The 19,357-nt window shown below is 42.7% G+C and carries 21 protein-coding genes; 8 read left to right on the top strand and 13 right to left on the bottom strand.

All coding sequences use genetic code 11. The annotated features are described in order from the left end of the window. The first annotated feature begins 106 nt into the window (after nt 1-106). The gene (locus Q8M62_RS02445) at nt 107-667 is read left to right on the top strand and encodes a hypothetical protein (protein WP_304900039.1); all 561 of its coding nucleotides are present in this window, start codon (nt 107-109) and stop codon (nt 665-667) included. 52 nt (nt 668-719) lie between these two features. Further along, nucleotides 720-1,532, top strand: coding sequence for a creatininase family protein (locus tag Q8M62_RS02450; RefSeq protein WP_304900040.1), 813 nt, complete (start codon nt 720-722; stop codon nt 1,530-1,532). A gap of 62 nt (nt 1,533-1,594) precedes the next feature. Here the strand turns inward: Q8M62_RS02450 and Q8M62_RS02455 are convergent, their stop codons facing one another. The 12 genes from Q8M62_RS02455 to Q8M62_RS02510 form a co-directional block, all read right to left on the bottom strand. Next, entirely contained in the window at nt 1,595-2,173 is a 579-nt protein-coding gene (locus Q8M62_RS02455) for an outer membrane beta-barrel protein (RefSeq protein ID WP_092729251.1), read from the bottom strand. A 72-nt stretch (nt 2,174-2,245) separates the two neighbouring features. Next, nucleotides 2,246-2,614: a response regulator gene (locus Q8M62_RS02460; protein ID WP_304900041.1), complete on the bottom strand. Its 369-nt coding sequence runs from the start codon at nt 2,612-2,614 to the stop codon at nt 2,246-2,248. 126 nt (nt 2,615-2,740) lie between these two features. Then, a complete protein-coding gene (locus Q8M62_RS02465) occupies nt 2,741-4,126 on the bottom strand; it encodes a sodium-dependent transporter (protein WP_304900042.1) in 1,386 nt (461 codons plus the stop codon). 39 nt (nt 4,127-4,165) lie between these two features. Beyond that, on the bottom strand, nt 4,166-5,101 hold the full coding sequence (locus tag Q8M62_RS02470; RefSeq protein ID WP_304900043.1) for an SDR family oxidoreductase: 936 nt from the start codon (nt 5,099-5,101) through the stop codon (nt 4,166-4,168). Further along, a complete protein-coding gene (locus Q8M62_RS02475; protein ID WP_304900044.1) occupies nt 5,073-5,924 on the bottom strand; it encodes a peptidylprolyl isomerase in 852 nt (283 codons plus the stop codon). Before Q8M62_RS02475 ends, Q8M62_RS02470 begins: the two co-directional genes overlap by 29 nt. Next, entirely contained in the window at nt 5,921-6,862 is a 942-nt protein-coding gene (gene hemC, locus Q8M62_RS02480) for a hydroxymethylbilane synthase (RefSeq protein WP_304900045.1), read from the bottom strand. The genes Q8M62_RS02475 and hemC overlap by 4 nt, the downstream gene beginning before the upstream one ends. Continuing rightward, on the bottom strand, nt 6,859-7,767 hold the full coding sequence (gene rimK, locus Q8M62_RS02485) for a 30S ribosomal protein S6--L-glutamate ligase (RefSeq protein ID WP_092729257.1): 909 nt from the start codon (nt 7,765-7,767) through the stop codon (nt 6,859-6,861). Before rimK ends, hemC begins: the two co-directional genes overlap by 4 nt. After that, on the bottom strand, nt 7,764-8,204 hold the full coding sequence (locus tag Q8M62_RS02490) for a RimK/LysX family protein (RefSeq protein ID WP_304900046.1): 441 nt from the start codon (nt 8,202-8,204) through the stop codon (nt 7,764-7,766). The genes rimK and Q8M62_RS02490 overlap by 4 nt, the downstream gene beginning before the upstream one ends. A 4-nt stretch (nt 8,205-8,208) precedes the next feature. Further along, complete coding sequence (locus tag Q8M62_RS02495) at nt 8,209-9,342, bottom strand: ATP-binding protein (RefSeq protein ID WP_304900047.1); 1,134 nt, start codon at nt 9,340-9,342, stop codon at nt 8,209-8,211. 11 nt (nt 9,343-9,353) lie between these two features. Further along, nucleotides 9,354-10,550 (bottom strand): GlmU family protein, encoded by a 1,197-nt coding sequence (locus Q8M62_RS02500; protein WP_304900048.1) that lies wholly within the window; start codon nt 10,548-10,550, stop codon nt 9,354-9,356. A gap of 69 nt (nt 10,551-10,619) precedes the next feature. Then, nucleotides 10,620-10,865, bottom strand: coding sequence for a type B 50S ribosomal protein L31 (locus Q8M62_RS02505; protein WP_304900049.1), 246 nt, complete (start codon nt 10,863-10,865; stop codon nt 10,620-10,622). 254 nt (nt 10,866-11,119) lie between these two features. Beyond that, nucleotides 11,120-11,764 (bottom strand): carboxypeptidase-like regulatory domain-containing protein, encoded by a 645-nt coding sequence (locus Q8M62_RS02510; RefSeq protein ID WP_370690538.1) that lies wholly within the window; start codon nt 11,762-11,764, stop codon nt 11,120-11,122. A gap of 108 nt (nt 11,765-11,872) precedes the next feature. Here Q8M62_RS02510 and Q8M62_RS02515 point away from each other — a divergent pair, with 108 nt between their 5' ends. From Q8M62_RS02515 to Q8M62_RS02540, 6 genes are all read left to right on the top strand, one after another. Next, entirely contained in the window at nt 11,873-12,256 is a 384-nt protein-coding gene (locus tag Q8M62_RS02515; RefSeq protein ID WP_304900050.1) for a metalloregulator ArsR/SmtB family transcription factor, read from the top strand. Nucleotides 12,257-12,263: 7 nt separating this feature from the next. Next, entirely contained in the window at nt 12,264-12,959 is a 696-nt protein-coding gene (locus Q8M62_RS02520; protein ID WP_304900061.1) for a YjjG family noncanonical pyrimidine nucleotidase, read from the top strand. A gap of 71 nt (nt 12,960-13,030) precedes the next feature. Continuing rightward, nucleotides 13,031-14,665, top strand: coding sequence for an L-glutamate gamma-semialdehyde dehydrogenase (gene pruA, locus Q8M62_RS02525; RefSeq protein WP_304900051.1), 1,635 nt, complete (start codon nt 13,031-13,033; stop codon nt 14,663-14,665). A 252-nt stretch (nt 14,666-14,917) separates the two neighbouring features. After that, nucleotides 14,918-15,289, top strand: a complete 372-nt coding sequence (locus Q8M62_RS02530; RefSeq protein WP_304900052.1) for a VOC family protein — start codon at nt 14,918-14,920, stop codon at nt 15,287-15,289. Between the two features lie 49 nt (nt 15,290-15,338). Beyond that, nucleotides 15,339-16,493: an aspartyl protease family protein gene (locus Q8M62_RS02535; protein WP_304900053.1), complete on the top strand. Its 1,155-nt coding sequence runs from the start codon at nt 15,339-15,341 to the stop codon at nt 16,491-16,493. A 325-nt stretch (nt 16,494-16,818) separates the two neighbouring features. After that, nucleotides 16,819-17,781 carry an NAD(P)-dependent alcohol dehydrogenase gene (locus tag Q8M62_RS02540; protein WP_304900054.1) on the top strand — a complete coding sequence of 321 codons (963 nt, stop codon included), beginning with the start codon at nt 16,819-16,821 and terminating at the stop codon, nt 17,779-17,781. Nucleotides 17,782-17,792: 11 nt separating this feature from the next. On the opposite strand, the gene Q8M62_RS02545 is transcribed toward Q8M62_RS02540, so the two are convergent. After that, a complete protein-coding gene (locus Q8M62_RS02545) occupies nt 17,793-19,214 on the bottom strand; it encodes a DASS family sodium-coupled anion symporter (protein ID WP_304900055.1) in 1,422 nt (473 codons plus the stop codon). Nucleotides 19,215-19,357: the final 143 nt, after the last annotated feature.

Raw genomic sequence — 19,357 nt, forward strand, 5'->3', positions numbered from 1 at the left:
ACAAATAATAAATAGAACCCAACAACAAATCAGTCTTTTCATGCGGTGATTTTTTAAAGCTATTGAGTAAATTTTTTTCAGAGTAAATTTTACAAAAACTATCGCTATGAAATCTTTCAATCCAAATGGTGCATCGGCATTTGAGCTTTATTCCTTCTCCGGAATAGTAGAGGAGAGCGGAAAAAATCTGGAAACAAGAGTAAGCGGAGGCGGAGGCGGGGGCGCAACTTACCAAGGAACAGGCGGCACCGCACCAATTTCCATTACTTCTAAAACTGTAATTCACGATCAACTTTTCCTGACCAGTAAAGAAGGTAAGGAGAAGTCCTTTCAGCTTCAGGATTTCGATTTAGCTTGTCGAAGAGGAAACGAAGTCACTGTCTATTGGGGCATAAAGCAAGGAAAAGAAAGTGGTCACTACCTCGCTGTGAAAAACCATACCACAGATCAAGCATTCTTTGATGATGGAAAAATCAACTCCATGTTTCTCAATTTATGGATTCAGGCAGTTTTGATTTTGGGTGGTATTGGGATGTTTTTTACAATTCCATACCTAGGATACATTGTTGGAATAGGTCTGCTTTTCTATGCTTGGAAAAGATGGAAAACTGCAAAAAATGAAGTCGCTTCCTTCAGGCAAACCCTCAGAAATCTCCCCCCGGACTGATGCATTGAATTCAACGGAAAGGCAGTATTTTCACTGCTTAAATCCCTTCTCTATGAAAGTTTTTTTTATCGGCCTAGGCCTTTTCTTTTCTTACAGTTTTGTTTTTGCACAGCAAAAAATCTCCACCCGCGAAATGGATCGTATCAACTGGATGGAGTTTGCGGACTTTGTGCCGGGTAACATAAACACGGTGCTTTTACCCACCGGCACCTTAGAACCGCATGGTGTAATCAACAACGGTGCAGACAACACCGCCCCCTTTGCCATGGCATTAGCCATTGCAGATGAATTGAATGCGATGGTCGCTCCAACCTTAAACTATGGAATCACCGGTTCGATGGCAGCTTATCCCGGGGCGTTCCAGATTTCCGAAGAAGCTTACGCCCCATTCATTCGAGATATTTTGAGAGGATTGGCCAAGAATAAATTCAAAAACATCATCATCCTCAACGGTCACGGAGGAGGGCAAACCGCTGTATTGCAGAAAGTAGCCGCAGAAGTGGCAAATGAGTTGGGCATTCGAACCCTTGTCATCAATTGGTGGTCCTTTGCCTCGGATATAACATTGGAAGTTTTCAAAGAGGACGGTGGACACGCGGGGCTGAATGAGACGGCATATATTCAGGCAGTCGACCCGACTTTAGTCCATAAGGAGCGTTATAATTCGGATCTGGCCACAGCTTACCCCAAGCCCAATACTTGGTCAGCTGTGCCGTTCCCATCATCAATCGGACTGTACCAGGAAGGTCAAGGATATCCTAATTTCAACCAGGCTCAGGCCGATGAATATTTCAAAAAAGTAAATACAAAAGTCGCTGGGTTTATTAAGGAAATCATTCGGAAATGGGACCTTGCGGGACTCTGATCAATATAGAAAAAGCCCTCTGAATTTGGTTTCAGAGGACTTTGCCATTTATTGAAATTTCCTTAGAAAATCTTAAATCCAACTGATAGCACCCATTGGTTGATTCGGTTGTCAGTCTGGAAGTCTCGAATATTGTCCGTCCATTTGCTTAAACCACCTTCATATCTAGCATCCACAGAAAGATTTCCGAGGTCCAAACCAAGGCCTGCTTGATACCCAAGAGTAGCATTTTTAAACTCGGCATCACTGATTGTACTTCCTGCTTCCTTAAGTTTGGAATTAATATTAAGGCTCGCAATAGGCCCCGCTTGTAACCTGAGTACTTTTAAGAATCGCATCCCCACCATCACCGGAATATCCAGTCGGTTAAATTCAGCTTTGATTTGCTCCCCATCGCTGAGAAATTTCCCACTGGTTTGGGTAAACAGGAGTTCGGGTTGCACAAAAAAGCCGCCACCTCCGATACGTCCGAATACGCCTACATGGTATCCAGTCTGCGACCCTTGAGAAACAAACTGTTTATTCTTAAAATCTACTTCAGTACTGCTCAAACCTGCTTTGATACCAAAGCCACCATTTTGGGAATATCCCGCAAAAACAATCCCACAAAAGAGGATCGCTGAGAAGATGAATTTTTTCATGGTTAAAGGGATTTAGGGTTTAGTTTTCTACTAAACGTCTTTTTTGCAATTCCCTTGCCAATTATGTTTTGATTAAGGTTGTCTGCTTGCTGTTAATTTTGCAAGGCTATATAAATCGTAAAAATCCATTGGCTTAGGCACAAGGCTGTCAAAGCCATCATTGCATTTCTCCCGAAAATACTCCACATCACCTGCTGTAAAGCCTATTGTAGGAATTCTGCAAGTTTGGGGACTTTCTTTCAAATGCTCTAAAAATTCAACTCCATCCATTACTGGCATCATAATGTCTGTCATTATAATGTGAAAAAATGGATCAACCTCAAGATACTGCAAGGCTTCCTTCCCATTGTGAGCGACTACCACCTCATCGTTTGACTTCTCAAAAATCTTTCTGAGAATCAATAGGTGAACAGAATCATCATCAACGAGTAAAACCTTCATGATTTTATGAAATACTTTTTCAAGTATATGAAAAGCATTTGATATTTCAAACTAAATTCAAAAACCGCCTAAAAACATGAAGGGGCCCTAAGGCCCCTTTATGTTTTTAGCTTGTTGGTTTTTCGATTATGCAACTTGTGGTTCCCCAAACAATCCAATTGTATTTAGAATCAAAAGGATGATTACAATAGGGCAAACCCACTTGATGAAAAACATCCAGGCAGCTCTATATGGTCCTTTAAAGCCAGGCGCACCATGGGTCAATTCGTCTGCATAGTCAGATATTTTTTGTCCCCAACCGGTATAAAGTGATAGCATTAAACAAATCACAATCACTGCAAATGTGCCAAAAATAAAGTCCATCGCACCAAAGAATCCGGTAAGTTCATTACCCAAGAAAGTGAAATGAATTTCAGCGAAAATATTTCCCTCAATGGAAGAAAGTGCAGAAGGAATGGAGAGAATCATCGCACCAATCCCAACTGTCCAAGTTGCACGCTTTCTATTCCATTTTCTATCGTCAATCAGGTAAGCCACAGGAACCTCGAGCATGGATATAGTCGAAGTCAAAGCCGCCACCATCAAAAGAATAAAGAAAAGTCCACCGATCAGGTTTCCTCCCGGCATTGCGTCAAACACTCTTGGAAGGACGTCGAAAACTAAAGCCGGTCCTGCTGCAGGGTCTTTTCCTGGTAGCAGCGCAAACAAAGCCGGGAATACCATCAGTCCACCTAATAGTGCTACTGCCGTATCCATACCCGCAATCCAACCTCCGGATTGAATAATATTAGCATCCTTCTGAAGGTAAGAACCAAAGGTGATCATCAAGCCCCAACCAACAGACATGGAGAAAAAGGCTTGGCCCAAAGCTTGTAAAACCACAGTAGCATTGATTTTTGAAAAGTCAGGATAAAGGTAATATTCAATACCAGCTTGCGCACCTTCTAAAGTGACTGATCTACCCGCGATGAAAATGATAATGATAAACAAAATCGGCATCAGGAATTTTGCTGCCTTTTCGATACCTCCCGACACACCACCCAATACAATCAGAATAGTAGCCAGAATAAATACAAATGTTAAGGGAATAACATACAATGGAGTCTGTACAAATTCCTCAAAGTCAACAGGAATATTGATGATTTCCGTAAAAATGTATCCAACGGTCCAACCCGCAATCACAGAATAATAGCTGAATACAAAAAAGCAGACCAATACGCACAGAACACCTGCAGACTGCCATAGCTTGTTTCCACCTGTATCGCGAATCGCACCAATAGGGTTCTTTCCAGACCTTCTCCCTAGAGCAATTTCATTGAAGAGCAAGGGAAGCCCAATAAGAAGTACGCATAGAATGTAAACAAACACAAAGGCTCCTCCCCCGTTTTCCCCTGTGAGGTAGGGGAATCTCCAAATATTACCGAGTCCGACTGCAGATCCGGCTGCGGCCATAATAAAACCAAGACTCGAACCAAATTGACCCCGTTCTTCGGTATCTGAGATATTTGCCATAAATAAACTTAAAGTTAATAATTGGGTGTGAACTGCTTTTTAAGAGCGGGCTAAGATAATTTGTTTTGACAAAATACCTATTCCCTCTTGGAAAGTTTTGGGCACATAACCCAGCTGTTTTCTTGCCTTTTCGATACTAAAGCCAGTTTTCATCGGCCGCTTGGCAGGTTGAGTAAACCGGGTAGAGTCGGTTTTCTTGATTAAGTCTTTGTTAAGCTCAAAAAAATCAGCAGTCATAATCGCCATTTCATAGGGAGTCAAAACATCAGAGCCTGAAATATTGAAAACTCCTTCCGCTTTTTGTTCCGCAATGAGAATACATCCAGCTGCCAAATCTTCCGCCAGGGTTGGAGTTCGGATTTGGTCATCCACCACTTGGATTTCCTTCCCTGCTTCCAGTGAAGTTTTCACCCAAAGTATAATGTTTGATCTGCTCAGGTCATTGGCAATGCCATAAACCAACACTGTCCGCGCAATTGCCCAGGATGTTTTTGAACTTCGAACCAGATTTTCTCCGATCAATTTGGTCTCCCCATAAAAATTAACCGGGGCAGCTTCTGCTTCTTCATCATAAGGGCCGTCCTCTCCTGAAAAAATAAAATCAGTGGACACAAAAATGAAGTGGGTTTGAATCTTTTCGGCAGCTTGGATCAAATATTCCGTTGCCTTTACATTCAACATCCTACAAGCCTCCTGATTCAATTCGCATTCATCCACATTGGTCATGGCAGCACCATGGATGATTGTGACAGGAGCAATTCTTGCTATCACTTCATTAACCTCATCTGGATCAGTAATATCAAGACTTTCGTACTTAAATCCATCACCCTTAAGTCGACAGGAGCCTTTACCGGTAGCAATTACTTCAAACCTCCCCTCTTCCACCAATTGCTCTACCAATTTTTGACCCAACAAGCCATTCGCTCCTGTGATCAGAATTTTTGGTTTATTTGATTTCAGGGAAGCTGTAGCCATACTCTTGTGTGATTTTCTTCTTGGATATTCTTTCTATTTTCACCTGCATATACACAGGTTCATTGGGTACTTCGCGCGTGGTCGGTTCCTTCGCGATTTTTTCTACTACATCCATCCCTGCGATCACCTCTCCAAAAACCGTGTATTCTCGATCCAAATGCGGCGTACCTCCCATTTTGGCATACGCTTCGATTTGCTCAGGGGTATAATTCTTTGACAGGGTCAAATTCAGTGATTTGGCGATTTCATCACGCTTGGAAAGAATCAGCATGGACAGGCTGTCAAACTGCTGAGCGGCATACAGTCGATTGTATTCTTCTTTGAGTGGTTTTTGGCTTTCCAATTGAACGTATTGAAGAATAGCTTTTTGCAAAGCTGGGAAATCAGTCGTCAGCTCGAGTTCCTCGTACGTCCTTCCCTGCACAATGTAAAACTGCGAGCCATTGCTCGCCTTGGTAGGATTGATGTTATTTCCCTGCCGTGCCGCAGCGATCATTCCTTTTCTGTGGAAATGATTCGGGAGAATTTCTGCGGGAATTGTAGGCCATTTTTCAGCCGGTAAATTTTCCTTACCGAAAACATCCCCCCCCTGAACCATGAAATTCTCAATTACCCGATGAAATTGAGTAGAGTCAAATCTTTCAGCTTCTGCCAAAGCGATAAAGTTGTCTTTATGCTTGGGTGTATCGTCAAAAAGAACGGCCTTAATTTCTCCATGTCTTGTAGATATGGTAATCAAATAGTCTTTATTCTTATTCTGTCCACAGGCCAAAGTGCTGAACAGCAATAAACAAACAGAAATAAGGTGGAATAATTTACTCATTTGTATGATTGTGATTTTTTGATTTCATCCAGAATTTCTTTCCCTCCTGCAGCAAAAACCAATTTGGCGAGTTCTTTTCCCAAATCCTCCGCCTTAGTTTTATCTCCGGAAACTTCAAGGGAAATACGGTTTTGGCCATCCAAACTGATGATCCCGCCACACAGACTCAATGTTTCATTTTCCAAAGAAGCCAAAGCAAACACCGGAATACTACATCCCCCTTCCAAAACGCGGAGATATGCCCGCTCGGCTTTCAATCGGTATTCAGTTGCCGGATGATTACAGGCTTGGATGATCTGCTGGCGCAAAGCTGAATCGAGAGACTTAGCCGACTCGATGGCTACTGATCCCTGACCGACTGCTGGGGTAAATTCGTCTAAATCCAATTCTGCCGCAATCATCGAATCATAGCCCATTCGGTGAACACCGGCGTATGCCAGCAATAATGCATCGCAAAGTCCTTCTTCCATTTTCCGGATTCGAGTCTGCAGGTTTCCGCGGACATCTACAGTTTTCACATGAGGAAAAAAATGCTTCAGCGTAGCGACTCGCCGAGTAGAGGATGTTCCCAAAACCAAGGGCTTGGACGCGTCCTTGATATCGATTCCTGACTTTGATGAGACTAAAATATCATTTTCTTTTTCGCGCTCAGTGAAGGCGATAATTTCAAATTCATCCGCCAGTGAGGATTGCATATCTTTTGCAGAGTGAACTGCGACATCTATCCTTCCATCCATCAATTGATCCTCAAGTTCCTGAGTAAAAACGCCCTTGCTCCCAATCTTGGAAATGGAAACGTCCAGTACCTGATCTCCTTTGGTATCAATGACAATAATCTCAGATTCGATGCCTGCATTTTTGAGCAGGCCCTCGACATGGTAGGCTTGCCAAAGGGCCAATTTACTGCCTCTGGTTCCTATTTTTACTTTTCGACTCATTGAGCTTTATTTCTTTTGGAGGACTTTTGATTCACACCTTCTTCCACATATTTTATTATTTCTGCCGCTATATTGATTCCTGTCGCCTGCTCGATCCCTTCCAGTCCCGGCGAGCTGTTGACTTCCAAAATCAATGGGCCACGGTCAGACTGAAGCAGGTCTACACCTGCAACATCCAGTCCGAGAGCTTTTGCCGCATTTAAAGCGGCCTGCTTTTCAGCTCGACTCAATTTAATCACAGATGCCGCACCTCCACGGTGCAGGTTGGAACGAAACTCTCCCTCTGCTCCTTGACGCTTCATGGCACCGACTACTTTTCCGTTAACTACAAAAGCACGGATGTCTGCCCCTTTGGCTTCTTTGATAAACTCCTGGACAATTATTCTTGCCTTCAGGCCATGGAATGCTTCAACAACTGACTGCGCGGCTTTTTTGGTTTCGGCCAAAACTACTCCCAACCCCTGCGTGCCTTCCAGTAATTTGATAATCAAAGGCGCGCCACCCACCTGTTCGATGAGTTGTTTTTCTCCCCCTTTTGAAAAATTGGTAAACGCAGTTTTCGGCATTCCCAAACCTGCCTTGGATAGTATTTGCAGACTTCTCAACTTATCCCGACTTCGCACAATCGCCTGAGAATTGACAGCAGAAAATGCTCCCATCAACTCAAACTGACGGACAACAGCTGTACCGTAGAAGGTTACAGATGCCCCGATTCTTGGGATTATCGCATCAAATCCTTCAAGTTTTTGTCCCCGATAGATGATCGATGGCCCCTCTTGCTCGATGATCAGGTCACAAAGACTATGATCTACAATCTGAGCTTCGTGCCCGGCGTTTTTGATCTCTTCGACTAGGCGACGAGTGGAATATAAATTTGAGTTCCTCGAAAGGACGGCAATCTTCATTGTTTCTTACGGTAAGCTTTGGATAGGTTTACTTTGTTCACATCCACCAGAAATTTGTCCTGAAGGATTTTTCTTCCAAGCAGGATGGAATTTTTCATGCTGGATCGATCCGAAAGCGTAAATTCTGCTGAGAAAGTTTCCCCGGCAATTTTGATTTTAGTCACGATCAGAAAACGTGTTTCTGCCTGACCGAAGGAATTTTTTACTTTTTTTTGTTTGTATTCTTCAAAAGATAGGGTCTTGCCCGTGAAATCTTTGTGGCCCGGCATAAGTATCTCAAATTTCAACACTTTTTTACCGTCCTCCTCCACTTCTCGGATCGCTTCGGCGTGAAGGCTGCTGGTGAAAGCTCCGGTATCTATTTTTGCCCAAACGGACTTGAGACCCACTTTTGGAAGCGATATTTTCTCCTTTCGGCCAATTATCTTTTTTTCCATCACCTTACTTTTTCTTTGACATCATGACCAAAAGGGTCATTGAAAGATCAGTGAAAATCATCTTTGCATTTCCATTTCGTTCGAGATGATAATGTGCCTGATTGAACGAATCGTAGAGTTTCATGGCATGATCCTCAGTGAGGACATTTTTGCTGATCTTATCGATAAAATCCCGATCTACCTCAGTGGTACGCAGCAGTTGATCCAGGTCCAGATTTTTAAGCAAAATCTCGCGAGTGACCGCAAGTCCTGTCATCATGAGGGATTTCTGTGCCTCCTTGGGTTCCTTATGAAACTTATCCGCCAAATCAAAAATTTCTTTAAGGTCCTTCGCCACACAAAGCCGAAACCAATCCCGAATCTGCGTGACTTGCAAATCTTCAACTTGGTCTATCATGCGGTAAGCTTCACGAAGATTTCCATCAGCAAGCATAGCCACCTGTTCGGCAGCATTGCTTTCGCAAAGTCCGGACTCCACCAAATGCAATCTAATTTCCTCGTCGGTAAATGCGCGCACCAAAATCTTCTGTGTTCGGGAAAGAATCGTAGTCAGTAGCTGATCTGCTTGGGAGCTCACCAACATGAAGATGGTTTTTGCGGGTGGTTCTTCAATGATTTTAAGCAAGGCATTGGCGGCAGAAGGATGAAGGAACTCCGGCGCCCAAATCAACATGATTTTGTAGCCACCCTCAAAAGACATTAACGAAAGAGCCTGGATAATCTTGCGGGCAGAAGCTTTGGATATGTTCAGTTGCTTTTTTTCAAACCCATTGAAATAAATGAAGTCATGGATATTTCCATAAGGTTGCGACCCGGCAAATTTTCTCCAACTGGTTAATACATCAGTTTTCTCCTCATCTTCTTCATCCTCTTTTTCCTTTGCGATGACCGGAAAAGCAAAATTCAAATCCGGCATCACCAATCTTTTCATCCGCTGACAAGAGGAACAAACTCCACAGGAATCTGTCTCCGATCGGTTTTCACAATACAAAAATGTCGCTAAAGCCAGCGCCAGAGTCAAATTGGCTGAACCCTCCGGTCCATGAAAAAGGAGTGCATGCGCCAAGTGATTGTACTTGACGGCATTGATAAGTTTTTCTTTTGTTTCCGGTAGGCCGGGGATTTCTGCAAACTGCATAGAGGCGTCGATCAGGAAGTTTTATCCCAAATTCTATAGCTTTTGGTCAAATCAAAAACTCGTTCAATTATTTCTTTTTCGACTTGACTCCATTCCTTCCCCCTTCTGCCAAAAACTGCCTTCGCAGTCTCGTCAAACTTCGGAAGTGAAAAGGTAGAAAATCCGGCTGCTCCACCCCAAGAAAAGGAGGGAATGAAATTTCTGGGAAATCCATCACCGAAAATATTGGATCCGACGCCTACTACTGTACCGGTATTGAACATGGTGTTGATCCCGCACTTGGAATGGTCTCCCATCATAAGGCCGCAAAACTGCAAACCGGTATTGGAAAAACCACCTTTGGTATAGTCCCAAAGTTTGACCGGCGCATAGTTGTTTTTCAGATTGGAGGTATTGGTATCTGCACCCAAATTACACCATTCACCGATGACTGAGTTTCCTAGAAATCCATCGTGGCCTTTGTTGGAATAGCCAAAGAAAACGGCATTGGATATCTCTCCTCCCACTTTTGAAAATGGCCCGACAGTCGTGTCTCCTCTTAATTTCGCCCCCATGTTCACGGTCGATCCCTCGCAAAGCGCAAATGGGCCACGGATTAACGCTCCTTCCTGGATTTCGGCGTTTTTACCAATATAAATCGGCCCAGCTTCTGCATTGAGGACAGCCGCTTTGACTTTTGCGCCTTCTTCAAGAAAAATATTCTCGGAAGCATATAATATCGTATGGGGATCATTGATCGGCTGTGAAGTTCTTCCTGTTGTCAAAAGGGCAAAGTCTTTTTTTATTTCAGAGGCATTGAATTGAAAAATATTCCATGATTTCTGAATTAAAGTCGGCTCCTTTTCAATTTGGATTATTTCTTTATCCATCGCAAAACCAAGATTTTTCTCTGTTTCTCCAATGTAGGTCGCCAAAAGTGTTTTTCCCCAAAAAAGCGCCTGATTTGGGCCAAGTTTTTTCAAAATAGTAAACGAAAAATCCTCAGGAAGCCAAGCGCCATTGATTGCCAATGCCTGCTCGGTATTTCTTGGAAATTTGGTCTGCAAATACTCTTGAGTCAGATAAAAAACCTCTGCAGAAGTGTATTTATGCCATTTCTCAGAAATTTTAAGGATTCCTACCCGAATATCTGCCACAGGACGGGTAAAAGTAAATGGCAGAAGAGATCCCCGGATTGCAGGGTCGTCAAACAATAAAATTTGATTCATAGGGCAAAAATAAAAAAGTCTCCCGGAATCCATGCCCCGGGAGACTTTTTCGGCGATCGCCGAAGCAAATTACTTCTTTGCGTATCTTTTGTTGAATTTTTCAACTCTACCTGCAGTATCAAGAAGCATCTTCTTGCCTGTGTAGAACGGATGGGATTCGGAACTTACTTCAATTTTGAATACCGGGTAAGTTTTTCCGTCTGTCCATTCAGTAGTCTCGCTAGTCTCAATAGTGGACTTAGTCAAAAACTTGAACTCGCTGGACGTATCGTGAAATATAACGTCTCTGTAATTAGGATGAATATCTTTTTTCATGTGATTATAAATTGTTTTTTAACTGCCACAAGAAATCTTGCTCTGAAAATGAACTTTCCCCTTGAGGATGCTCACCTAATGCTTGATTTCATGATAAAGCAAGTTTTCTATTGCCTTTTCGAAATGAGGCACAAAGATATCCTTAAAATAAATCTGACCAAATGTTTCCCAAGGATTATTTCTCCAAAATCCCTGAATTTCTCATGAAAAGAAGCTGGCAGATCTACAAAAGCAAAATTTAATTGTTCAAACTCCTAGTTATTATTCTTTAGGTCACCCCGCTTGATCGAACGAATAAACTGAGACCATGCAAAAGGATCCAAGATTCGAAGGGGTCTGGGGCCATAGAGATCTTGATTTTGGAGCATTTGCCCTTGTTGGAAATATCGAAAATTCTCTGCTCCGGAGGCCGGCATTGACTCCGCCCATCGCAGCAGCATTTCAGGACTCATGTTGGATCTGCTGATGGACATGGGATCGACCACATTCATGGCAATGACTGCTTTTTTGAATTCCTCCTCTGTAGGGTAGGGCATTACTTCGATTTCTGCTAAAGCAATTTCATCAATTTGCATCGTTAAAATCAAACTGATTCGGTCATTATCCACTTTATCAGGCACTTTGAAGGATTGTTTTTTCAATCCTATGAAAGTGAATACTACGCTGTCACCTTCTAATACAGGCATCGAAAAATACCCAAAACGACCACTGGAAGTCCCTCTCCCCTTCTTTGGAACATAAATATTCACGCCAGGGACTGCGTCAGTGCTGTCTGCATTCAAAATGATGCCTGAGAGCTGAATGACTTTTCGCTCTTGCTGATCTTGAGCAAAAGTTTGTGCTGGATTGAGAAGGATTCCCAAAGCAAAAATCAATACGGAAGGAAGAAGCTGAGTTATTTTCACGAATATTGAATCTGATGATAGCTTCAAGAAGCTTTTGCGATTTTAATCTAATTTCGGTTGAAATTTTATTTTCGATCCGATTTAATAAGTTAAAACTTACTAATGAGACTCAAAAATATCAGTTTAAACTATGGATTGCGAATTTTTAAGGCACTTTCCGAGGAGCCTCGCGTTAGAATCATCCATTTATTGCTGCTAAACAGGGAATTGAGTATCTCAGACTTGGAGCATATTCTTGATTTTACCCAAACAAAAACAAGCCGCCACCTTATATACTTAAAAAATGCAGGATTGTTGGGTAGCCGAAGAGTGGATCAATGGATGTTCTATTACATCTTGGAAGAATATATTGAAATCATTCAGCAGATTTTCAAGTTTATCCAGAAAGATCCCAGTCTTATCCGCGATCAGGAGACCTTCGAGATCCTGAAATCAAACCGTGAACTGGCGATCAACAAAATCCAAAACAATCAATATAGACGCTGATTTTCTCTTGAAAACTTACCAACACCTTTTCTTTGACTTAGACCACACCCTGTGGGATTACGATCGAAACGTCGCCGAATCGCTTTCTGAACTGTACCAAATCTATGGACTTCAAGACATGGGTATTCCAACTTTTGAAAGATTTTTTGAGGCCTTTCATGATATCAACTTCCAACTCTGGGATTGGTATAATGTCGGAAAAATCGATAAACACGATTTGAGAAAAACACGCTTCCCGAGAATTTTCGCCCAGGCTGGTGGACAAGTAAATGCCATTCCGAAAGAATTCGAAGAGGACTTTATGCATAGAACGTCCTCCAAACCCCATGTCTTTCCCTATTCCAAAGAGATTCTTACTTACCTTAAAGAAAAATACAGGATTCACATCATCACCAATGGATTCAATGAATCTCAATCAAAGAAAATGCAATCTTCGGGTTTGGATGTTTTCTTTGAGTTGATCGTGACCTCCGAAACAACAGGACATAAAAAGCCCGATCCGAGGATTTTTCACTATGCTATGAAGCAACTTTCCACCAGCTCTGAAAATTGCTTAATGATCGGGGACAATCCCAATTCAGACATTTTAGGCGCGCAAAATGCCTTCATTGATCAGGTCTTTTTTAATCCAGACAAAAAAGAAATCCAACTTATTCCTACCTATACGATCGCCCACCTTCGCGAATTAGAAGACCTTTTGTAAGCCAGCCACCGCCCTTTTGGGAGCGATCCTTTATCTTTGACACATCAGAAACCAAATAAACTCCAAATATCATGTTAAAAGGATTTTTCAATGTACCCACGCCACTCAATGAGCCGGTAAAATCCTACGCACCGGGTAGCCCGGAGCGAAAAGAACTTCAAAAAGCCCTTGCAGCGGCTCGATCCAAACAAATCGACATACCGATGTACATCGGCAGTGAGGAAGTGAGAACGGGAAATACCCATCCCATGTCACCTCCGCACGACCACAAGCATATTTTGGGGCACTTTCACGAAGGAGACGGTTCCCACGTGGAGCAGGCAATCAATGCTGCTTTGGGAGCCAAAGAAGCTTGGGAAAATCTGGCTTGGGAACAGCGCGCTGCTATTTTTCTAAAGGCTGCTGATCTTTTAGCCGGTCCATATCGCGCAAAAATCAATGCAGCTACCATGCTTGGTCAGTCAAAAAATGCCATGCAGGCGGAAATTGATGCGGCTTGTGAATTCATCGACTTTCTTCGATTCAATGTTAAATACATGTGCGAAATCTACGCACAGCAACCGCCTGTCTCCGGAAATGGGGTTTGGAATCGATTGGAGCAGCGGCCTTTAGAGGGATTTGTGTTTGCCTTGACTCCGTTCAACTTTACTGCCATAGCAGGTAATCTTCCCTCCTCGGCAGCCATGATGGGAAATACCATTGTCTGGAAGCCTGCTTACACTCAGATCTATTCTGCCAGTGTGCTCATGGAAGTATTCAAAGAAGCCGGAGTGCCTGATGGGGTGATCAACCTAATCTACGTAGATGGACCAACTGCAGGGGATATCATTTTTAAACATCGCGATTTTGCAGGAATTCACTTTACAGGCTCAACCTGTGTATTTCAGCACATTTGGAAAACCATCGGCGCTAACATCAACAACTACAAATCTTATCCAAGAATCGTCGGCGAGACTGGCGGAAAAGACTTTGTCTTAGCGCACAAATCAGCAAATGCGAAAGCTGTCGCGGTCGGTTTGGTTCGGGGTGCATTCGAATATCAAGGCCAAAAATGCTCCGCGGCTTCTCGTGCCTACATTCCTTCCAATATTTGGGAAGATGTCAAGAAATATATGATCGAAGATCTGGACTCCATGAAAATGGGAGGGACAGAAGACTTTACCAACTTTATCAATGCCGTAATTGACGAGAAGTCTTTTGATAAAATCGCCAAGTACATTGAAGATGCAAAAAAAGCGCCCGGAGTTGAAATCATCGCCGGAGGAAGCTTTGATAAGTCAAAAGGGTATTTTATCAAACCGACGGTCATTCTTACCCAAGATCCGATGTACACGACTATGTGCGAGGAGATTTTCGGACCTGTATTGACTATTTATGTCTACCATGAGGAGCACTTTGAAACAGTCCTTGAACTGGTAGATCAAACGTCCCCATACGCCTTGACTGGTGCTATTTTCTCTCAAGATCGCTATGCCATCGAACTGGCTACCACCAAACTCAGAAACGCAGCAGGCAACTTCTACATCAATGACAAGCCAACAGGGGCTGTAGTAGGTCAGCAGCCATTTGGAGGAGCAAGAGCGTCCGGAACCAATGACAAGGCCGGATCGATGATCAACTTACTGAGATGGGTATCTCCAAGAACGATCAAAGAAACCTTTGTATCTCCTGAAGATTACCGATACCCATTCTTGGGGAATGACTAAAATTGCAAAAGTCCCGATTTTTCAAAAATCGGGGCTTTTTATTGTTTAATTCTTTTCAGAAAAGATTGAAGTTTAAGGAAATTCCGAAGAAAAAAACATGTATTTTCATCTGTTTATAATTTGATTTTTATTTGCCGCATGGATTCCCCGCATGGATTCCCCGATAGCTCGGGGCATCCCTCTGGGTGTCGTTTGCGACATGCCTGTCTGCCTCAGGCAGGCTCGATTTCAAATACCCAAAACTCCTTCACCATGAAACTCGGCGCTTTTTCCATCAGCCTTTCTGTAAAAAATCTACAGGTATCCAAAGAATTCTATGAGCACCTTGGCTTTTCGGTTTTTGCCGGAGGCGAGGAAATGAACTATCTGATCATGAAAAACGAGGACAGTTTGATCGGACTTTTTAACGGAATGTTCGAAAAAAATATCTTGACTTTTAATCCGGGTTGGGATCAAAATGCCGGCAATCTTGATTCCTTTGATGATGTCCGTAGTATTCAGAAACATTTGAAAGCGCAAGGAATTCCCTTGGCCCAAGAAGTCGATCCCGCTAGTATGGGCCCGGGAAGTATTCTGTTTTTTGACCCGGATGGGAATACAATCCTAATTGATCAACATGTTTAAGAATAGGTGATTTTTTTTTCGGACAACTTTCCCATATTTGGGGAGAGTTATGAAAATCACCCCCCTCATTTTCTTAATAACTTGGATTTCGTTTATTTCTCTCTCACAGGTATCTGCACAGGATAACCAATCTGTCTATGCATTTCCATTTCACATGGAATATAGGTGGATTGTATTTGAGGGACTCATGAATGGAGTCCAGACCGATTTCGTATTTGATACGGGAACGAGTTTGGGTATGGCTAACAGTCTCAGCGAATCAAGAGGAAGAATAACCACAACAGGAAAAAAAATGAAAATCCTGGATGTGAATAATGAGGTCAAAAACGTGGATCTCGGGAAAAGTGATATCATTCAGATCGGTGGCTTTCAATTCAAAAATGTAATCAGCCTGATCAATGACATGGATCTTATGTATTGCAAGGACACCTATCTATTGGGTTCCGATATCATAAGCCAGTTGAATTGGGAAATTGATTTCGAAAAGCAAGTGATCAAAGTTTCAAAAAAACCATTTCCCATACAGGATTCTGATTTAGTATTTAAGGTCGGATACTTGGATCAAAGGCCTTTCACCAGTTTACAAATTAAGGACTTGGCCTATGAGCGCTTGACTTTAATTGATTTTGGCTACACCGGAGTTCTGGACATTCCAAGAGACAACAAAAACATCCAGAATTTTTTGACTGAAAAGGCGAGAAAGGGTCTTTCTAACTCATTTTTCCGTTATGCCTCAGGCGCACTGGGTTCAAATTCTTTTCCTTCTACAACTATCTGGATGGATAGCCTTCGATTGGGACAAAACTACCTTCCAAAAATCCCGGTAGATTTTGAAGACAAGACGAAAACTAAAATTGGTTTAGAATTTTTTAAAACTATCAGCTCAAAAACCATCATCAACAATTCCAAATCAACGTATGCTTTACAACTTAGGGAGCGGCCTGAATTTGAAAAAAGCAATGGCATAGCTGTTTCTTTTGAAGATGGGAAATTTTTTCTCAGAGGAAAGCCTAGAGGGCTCACACCACAGGACTCACTAATTGAAATAGAAGAGGAAATCCTAAGCATCAATGGCTTCAAAGCAACAGATTTTGTAAACAACTGCCAATTTCTGGATTGGTATATTTCCCTGAGACCTCTTGATATCCAAATCACCAGATTGGACGGCACCCAATTAATTTTTCCAAAAATTTCCCTAAACTGACCTCCCTCATCAAATAACAAAAATCAGGCAATTAGTCGGTTGGAATGAAAAAATTTATCTTTCTTGAGGATAAAATAATTCAATTCTATAAATCCCATTTTTTAAACCCGGACTATGCATTAGGTTTCGTTATGAGGACAGTAAGTGCAATAAAATCAGGCTGTTTGGAAACTGAGTCCGCCGCGGCGGATATGGTGATCCCGATAGCTCGGGAGAAAACAGCAACGTAGTTACTGATTTTGAAGCAATTACTGGCCAAAATAACTTGTGCGCCGTGGCGTAGAATTGCTAATGCATATTTCGGGTTAAAACTAATTGACCCACTATGAAAGCTGCAGTCCGATACGTTTACGGTCCTATTGACTCGATTAAAGTAATCGACATTCCAATCCCTGAACCCAAACTGGATGAAGTCCGGATAAAAGTAATGGCAACTACCGTCAATCGAACTGACTTAGGTGTTTTAACCGGAAAACCGTATCTGATGCGGGCCTTTGCTGGTTTTCCAAAACCGAGATTTCCGGTGACAGGGACAGATTTTGCGGGAGTGGTGGATAAAATAGGAGAAAACGTAAGCGGCTTTTCGGTCGGCGACCGGGTGTGGGGCTTTGGCGACAATGGCTCTGCAACACATGCCGAATTCGTCTGTTTTTCAACCAGAAAAGCGATTCTACCAATCCCCGATGGAATTGATTTCCCTCAGATTGTCGCCTGCGCTGAGGCAGCGCATTATGCCATTAACTTTCTGAACAAAGTCAAACTCAACCCCGGCTCCCATGCTTTGCTAAATGGCGGGACAGGAGCAATCGGTTCGGCAGCAATCCAGTTGCTTAAAGCCCAAGGAATCCGGGTGACGGCCGTCTGCCATGAAGTAGATGTGGAAAAAGTCAAAGCACTAGGTCCTGATCGAGTAATCGCTTTGGAAAAAGAGGACTTTACCCAAGAGAAAACCGAATATGATTTTGTGTTTGATGCTGTTGGAAAAAGTCGCTTTTCACTTTGCAAACCTATCTTAAAGCCCGGAGGAATATACATCTCATCCGAACTTGGCCCAAATTGGGAAAATTTGATATTGGCCATGACAACTCCAATTTTTGGCCAAAAGAAGGTTGTTTTTCCACTTCCGACAGACATTCTGTCAAGTATGAAAACTGTACAGGACTTGGTCATCCAAGGAAAATTCAGACCGATGATTGACCGCACTTACACCTTAGATCAGGCTAAAGAAGCCTTTACTTATGTGGCCTCTGGCAAGAAAATCGGAAATGTGATTTTGAAAATTGCTTGACTTTGTTCTAATCAAAAAAATAACCAAGTATAGACCATTACACTTGCAAAAGCCATGAAAGGACCTAGGAGGATCATCAGCAATCCGCCGGGCCTGAAGGATTTTTGGTCAACCATTCCAGTGGAAAATGCAATAGCATTTGCAGGAGTAGAAACCGGTAAAAGCAGGGCGCAGGAGCAACTCAATGCCACGATAAGGGGGACAACCATCCCCCAGATTCCAGGCAGTGAAAGCGACAGCGGAACCAAAATGGAAGCAGCGGCAGTATTACTCATGACATTGGAGATCAAGACAGCAATAAGCGAAAAAACCAAGGCGACTCCGAAAACAGGAATAGGAAGGGCATCTATTTTAGCCATAATGATGTCCGTCAAACCTACCTGAACCATCGCAATCCCCAGAGCCAAACCTCCCGCCACAAGCATGAGTGTATCCCAAGGAAGCTTACGGACATCTTCGGCTTTGATTACCTGCAAGACGGTAAGCAAAAGTATGGGAATAGCTGAAGTGGCTGCAATTGGAAAACCGTGGAGCGGTTCAGAAATCCACATGGAAACAGTAACGAACAATACAAAAATGACTGCATTTCGCTCAAACTTTTTTTTGACAACTCCTTTCCCCAAAACATCACTGAGATCCAGGTCTGACTTTTCCAGATTCATTTTGTTTGTCAAAAACTTCCAAAACGCAAAAATGGAAACACCGGCCATTGGAACTCCGAAAATCATCCATTCAATGAAATTAATTTGGATTCCAATTTCCTGAAGGCCGCCCACTGCAATGGCATTAGGTGTGCTTCCAATGATAGTCCCCATACCTCCCAGGGTTGCGGCCGCTGGAATCCCAACCAAAAGCGCCTTTGAAAAGGAAGAGTTTTTCCCAATGAGGTGTACCAAGGGCAATACTGAGGACACCATCATCGCAGTAGTTGCTGTATTGGACATCACCATACTTCCGCATGCAGTAGTGAGCATTAATCCAAGCAAAAGCCGATCTGGCTTTGTTCCAAATTTTCTGACAGCAAATCGAAAAAGTGATCGGTCAAGACCTGCCACATTCATCCCTTCTGCTAAAAAAAAACCGCCTAAAAGCAGCCATATTACACTACTGGTCCAAGTCCCTAAGTAAAACTCAACAGGTGTCTTGGTCTCTGTTGGAATAAATTCAGTGCCAAACCCAAATACCAAACCTGCAATAATAAAAATCCCGACAGCAAAGGGAGGAATAGCCTCCGTGACCCATAGCCCAATTGCTAATACGGCCAAGAAGAACACATAATTCGCATCGACCCCATAGTCCAACTCTCTGAAAAAAGAAGTGAAAAGCAAGGCCATGCCAAAATTTCCAACAAAGGTGGAAGAGGTGTAAATCCACCCAAACCTAATTTTTCGAAAAAGCCGGACTGCCGCAAGCCTTGAGTCACTGTAAACCATAAAAATTTATTTTAATCCCTGAATAAACTAAACCTCGAATGTATTGACAAGAGAATTCGAAACAGAAAGCAAGGATGAATCGAACTAACCGAGACATACATGATTACAATCAATTGAATTTGTGATCTTTATCAATGTTTTTT

The sequence above is a fragment of the Algoriphagus sp. genome, assembly GCF_030694375.1.
Taxonomy (GTDB): Bacteria; Bacteroidota; Bacteroidia; order Cytophagales; family Cyclobacteriaceae; genus Algoriphagus.

What these genes read in the sequence shown, in the direction of transcription:
- Q8M62_RS02445 (WP_304900039.1), top strand. Translation starts at nt 107, where the DNA reads ATGAAATCTTTCAATCCAAATGGTGCATCGGCATTTGAGCTTTATTCC.
- Q8M62_RS02450 (WP_304900040.1), top strand. Translation starts at nt 720, where the DNA reads ATGAAAGTTTTTTTTATCGGCCTAGGCCTTTTCTTTTCTTACAGTTTT.
- Q8M62_RS02455 (WP_092729251.1), bottom strand. Translation starts at nt 2,173, where the DNA reads ATGAAAAAATTCATCTTCTCAGCGATCCTCTTTTGTGGGATTGTTTTT.
- Q8M62_RS02460 (WP_304900041.1), bottom strand. Translation starts at nt 2,614, where the DNA reads ATGAAGGTTTTACTCGTTGATGATGATTCTGTTCACCTATTGATTCTC.
- Q8M62_RS02465 (WP_304900042.1), bottom strand. Translation starts at nt 4,126, where the DNA reads ATGGCAAATATCTCAGATACCGAAGAACGGGGTCAATTTGGTTCGAGT.
- Q8M62_RS02470 (WP_304900043.1), bottom strand. Translation starts at nt 5,101, where the DNA reads ATGGCTACAGCTTCCCTGAAATCAAATAAACCAAAAATTCTGATCACA.
- Q8M62_RS02475 (WP_304900044.1), bottom strand. Translation starts at nt 5,924, where the DNA reads ATGAGTAAATTATTCCACCTTATTTCTGTTTGTTTATTGCTGTTCAGC.
- hemC (WP_304900045.1), bottom strand. Translation starts at nt 6,862, where the DNA reads ATGAGTCGAAAAGTAAAAATAGGAACCAGAGGCAGTAAATTGGCCCTT.
- rimK (WP_092729257.1), bottom strand. Translation starts at nt 7,767, where the DNA reads ATGAAGATTGCCGTCCTTTCGAGGAACTCAAATTTATATTCCACTCGT.
- Q8M62_RS02490 (WP_304900046.1), bottom strand. Translation starts at nt 8,204, where the DNA reads ATGGAAAAAAAGATAATTGGCCGAAAGGAGAAAATATCGCTTCCAAAA.
- Q8M62_RS02495 (WP_304900047.1), bottom strand. Translation starts at nt 9,342, where the DNA reads ATGCAGTTTGCAGAAATCCCCGGCCTACCGGAAACAAAAGAAAAACTT.
- Q8M62_RS02500 (WP_304900048.1), bottom strand. Translation starts at nt 10,550, where the DNA reads ATGAATCAAATTTTATTGTTTGACGACCCTGCAATCCGGGGATCTCTT.
- Q8M62_RS02505 (WP_304900049.1), bottom strand. Translation starts at nt 10,865, where the DNA reads ATGAAAAAAGATATTCATCCTAATTACAGAGACGTTATATTTCACGAT.
- Q8M62_RS02515 (WP_304900050.1), top strand. Translation starts at nt 11,873, where the DNA reads ATGAGACTCAAAAATATCAGTTTAAACTATGGATTGCGAATTTTTAAG.
- pruA (WP_304900051.1), top strand. Translation starts at nt 13,031, where the DNA reads ATGTTAAAAGGATTTTTCAATGTACCCACGCCACTCAATGAGCCGGTA.
- Q8M62_RS02530 (WP_304900052.1), top strand. Translation starts at nt 14,918, where the DNA reads ATGAAACTCGGCGCTTTTTCCATCAGCCTTTCTGTAAAAAATCTACAG.
- Q8M62_RS02535 (WP_304900053.1), top strand. Translation starts at nt 15,339, where the DNA reads ATGAAAATCACCCCCCTCATTTTCTTAATAACTTGGATTTCGTTTATT.
- Q8M62_RS02540 (WP_304900054.1), top strand. Translation starts at nt 16,819, where the DNA reads ATGAAAGCTGCAGTCCGATACGTTTACGGTCCTATTGACTCGATTAAA.
- Q8M62_RS02545 (WP_304900055.1), bottom strand. Translation starts at nt 19,214, where the DNA reads ATGGTTTACAGTGACTCAAGGCTTGCGGCAGTCCGGCTTTTTCGAAAA.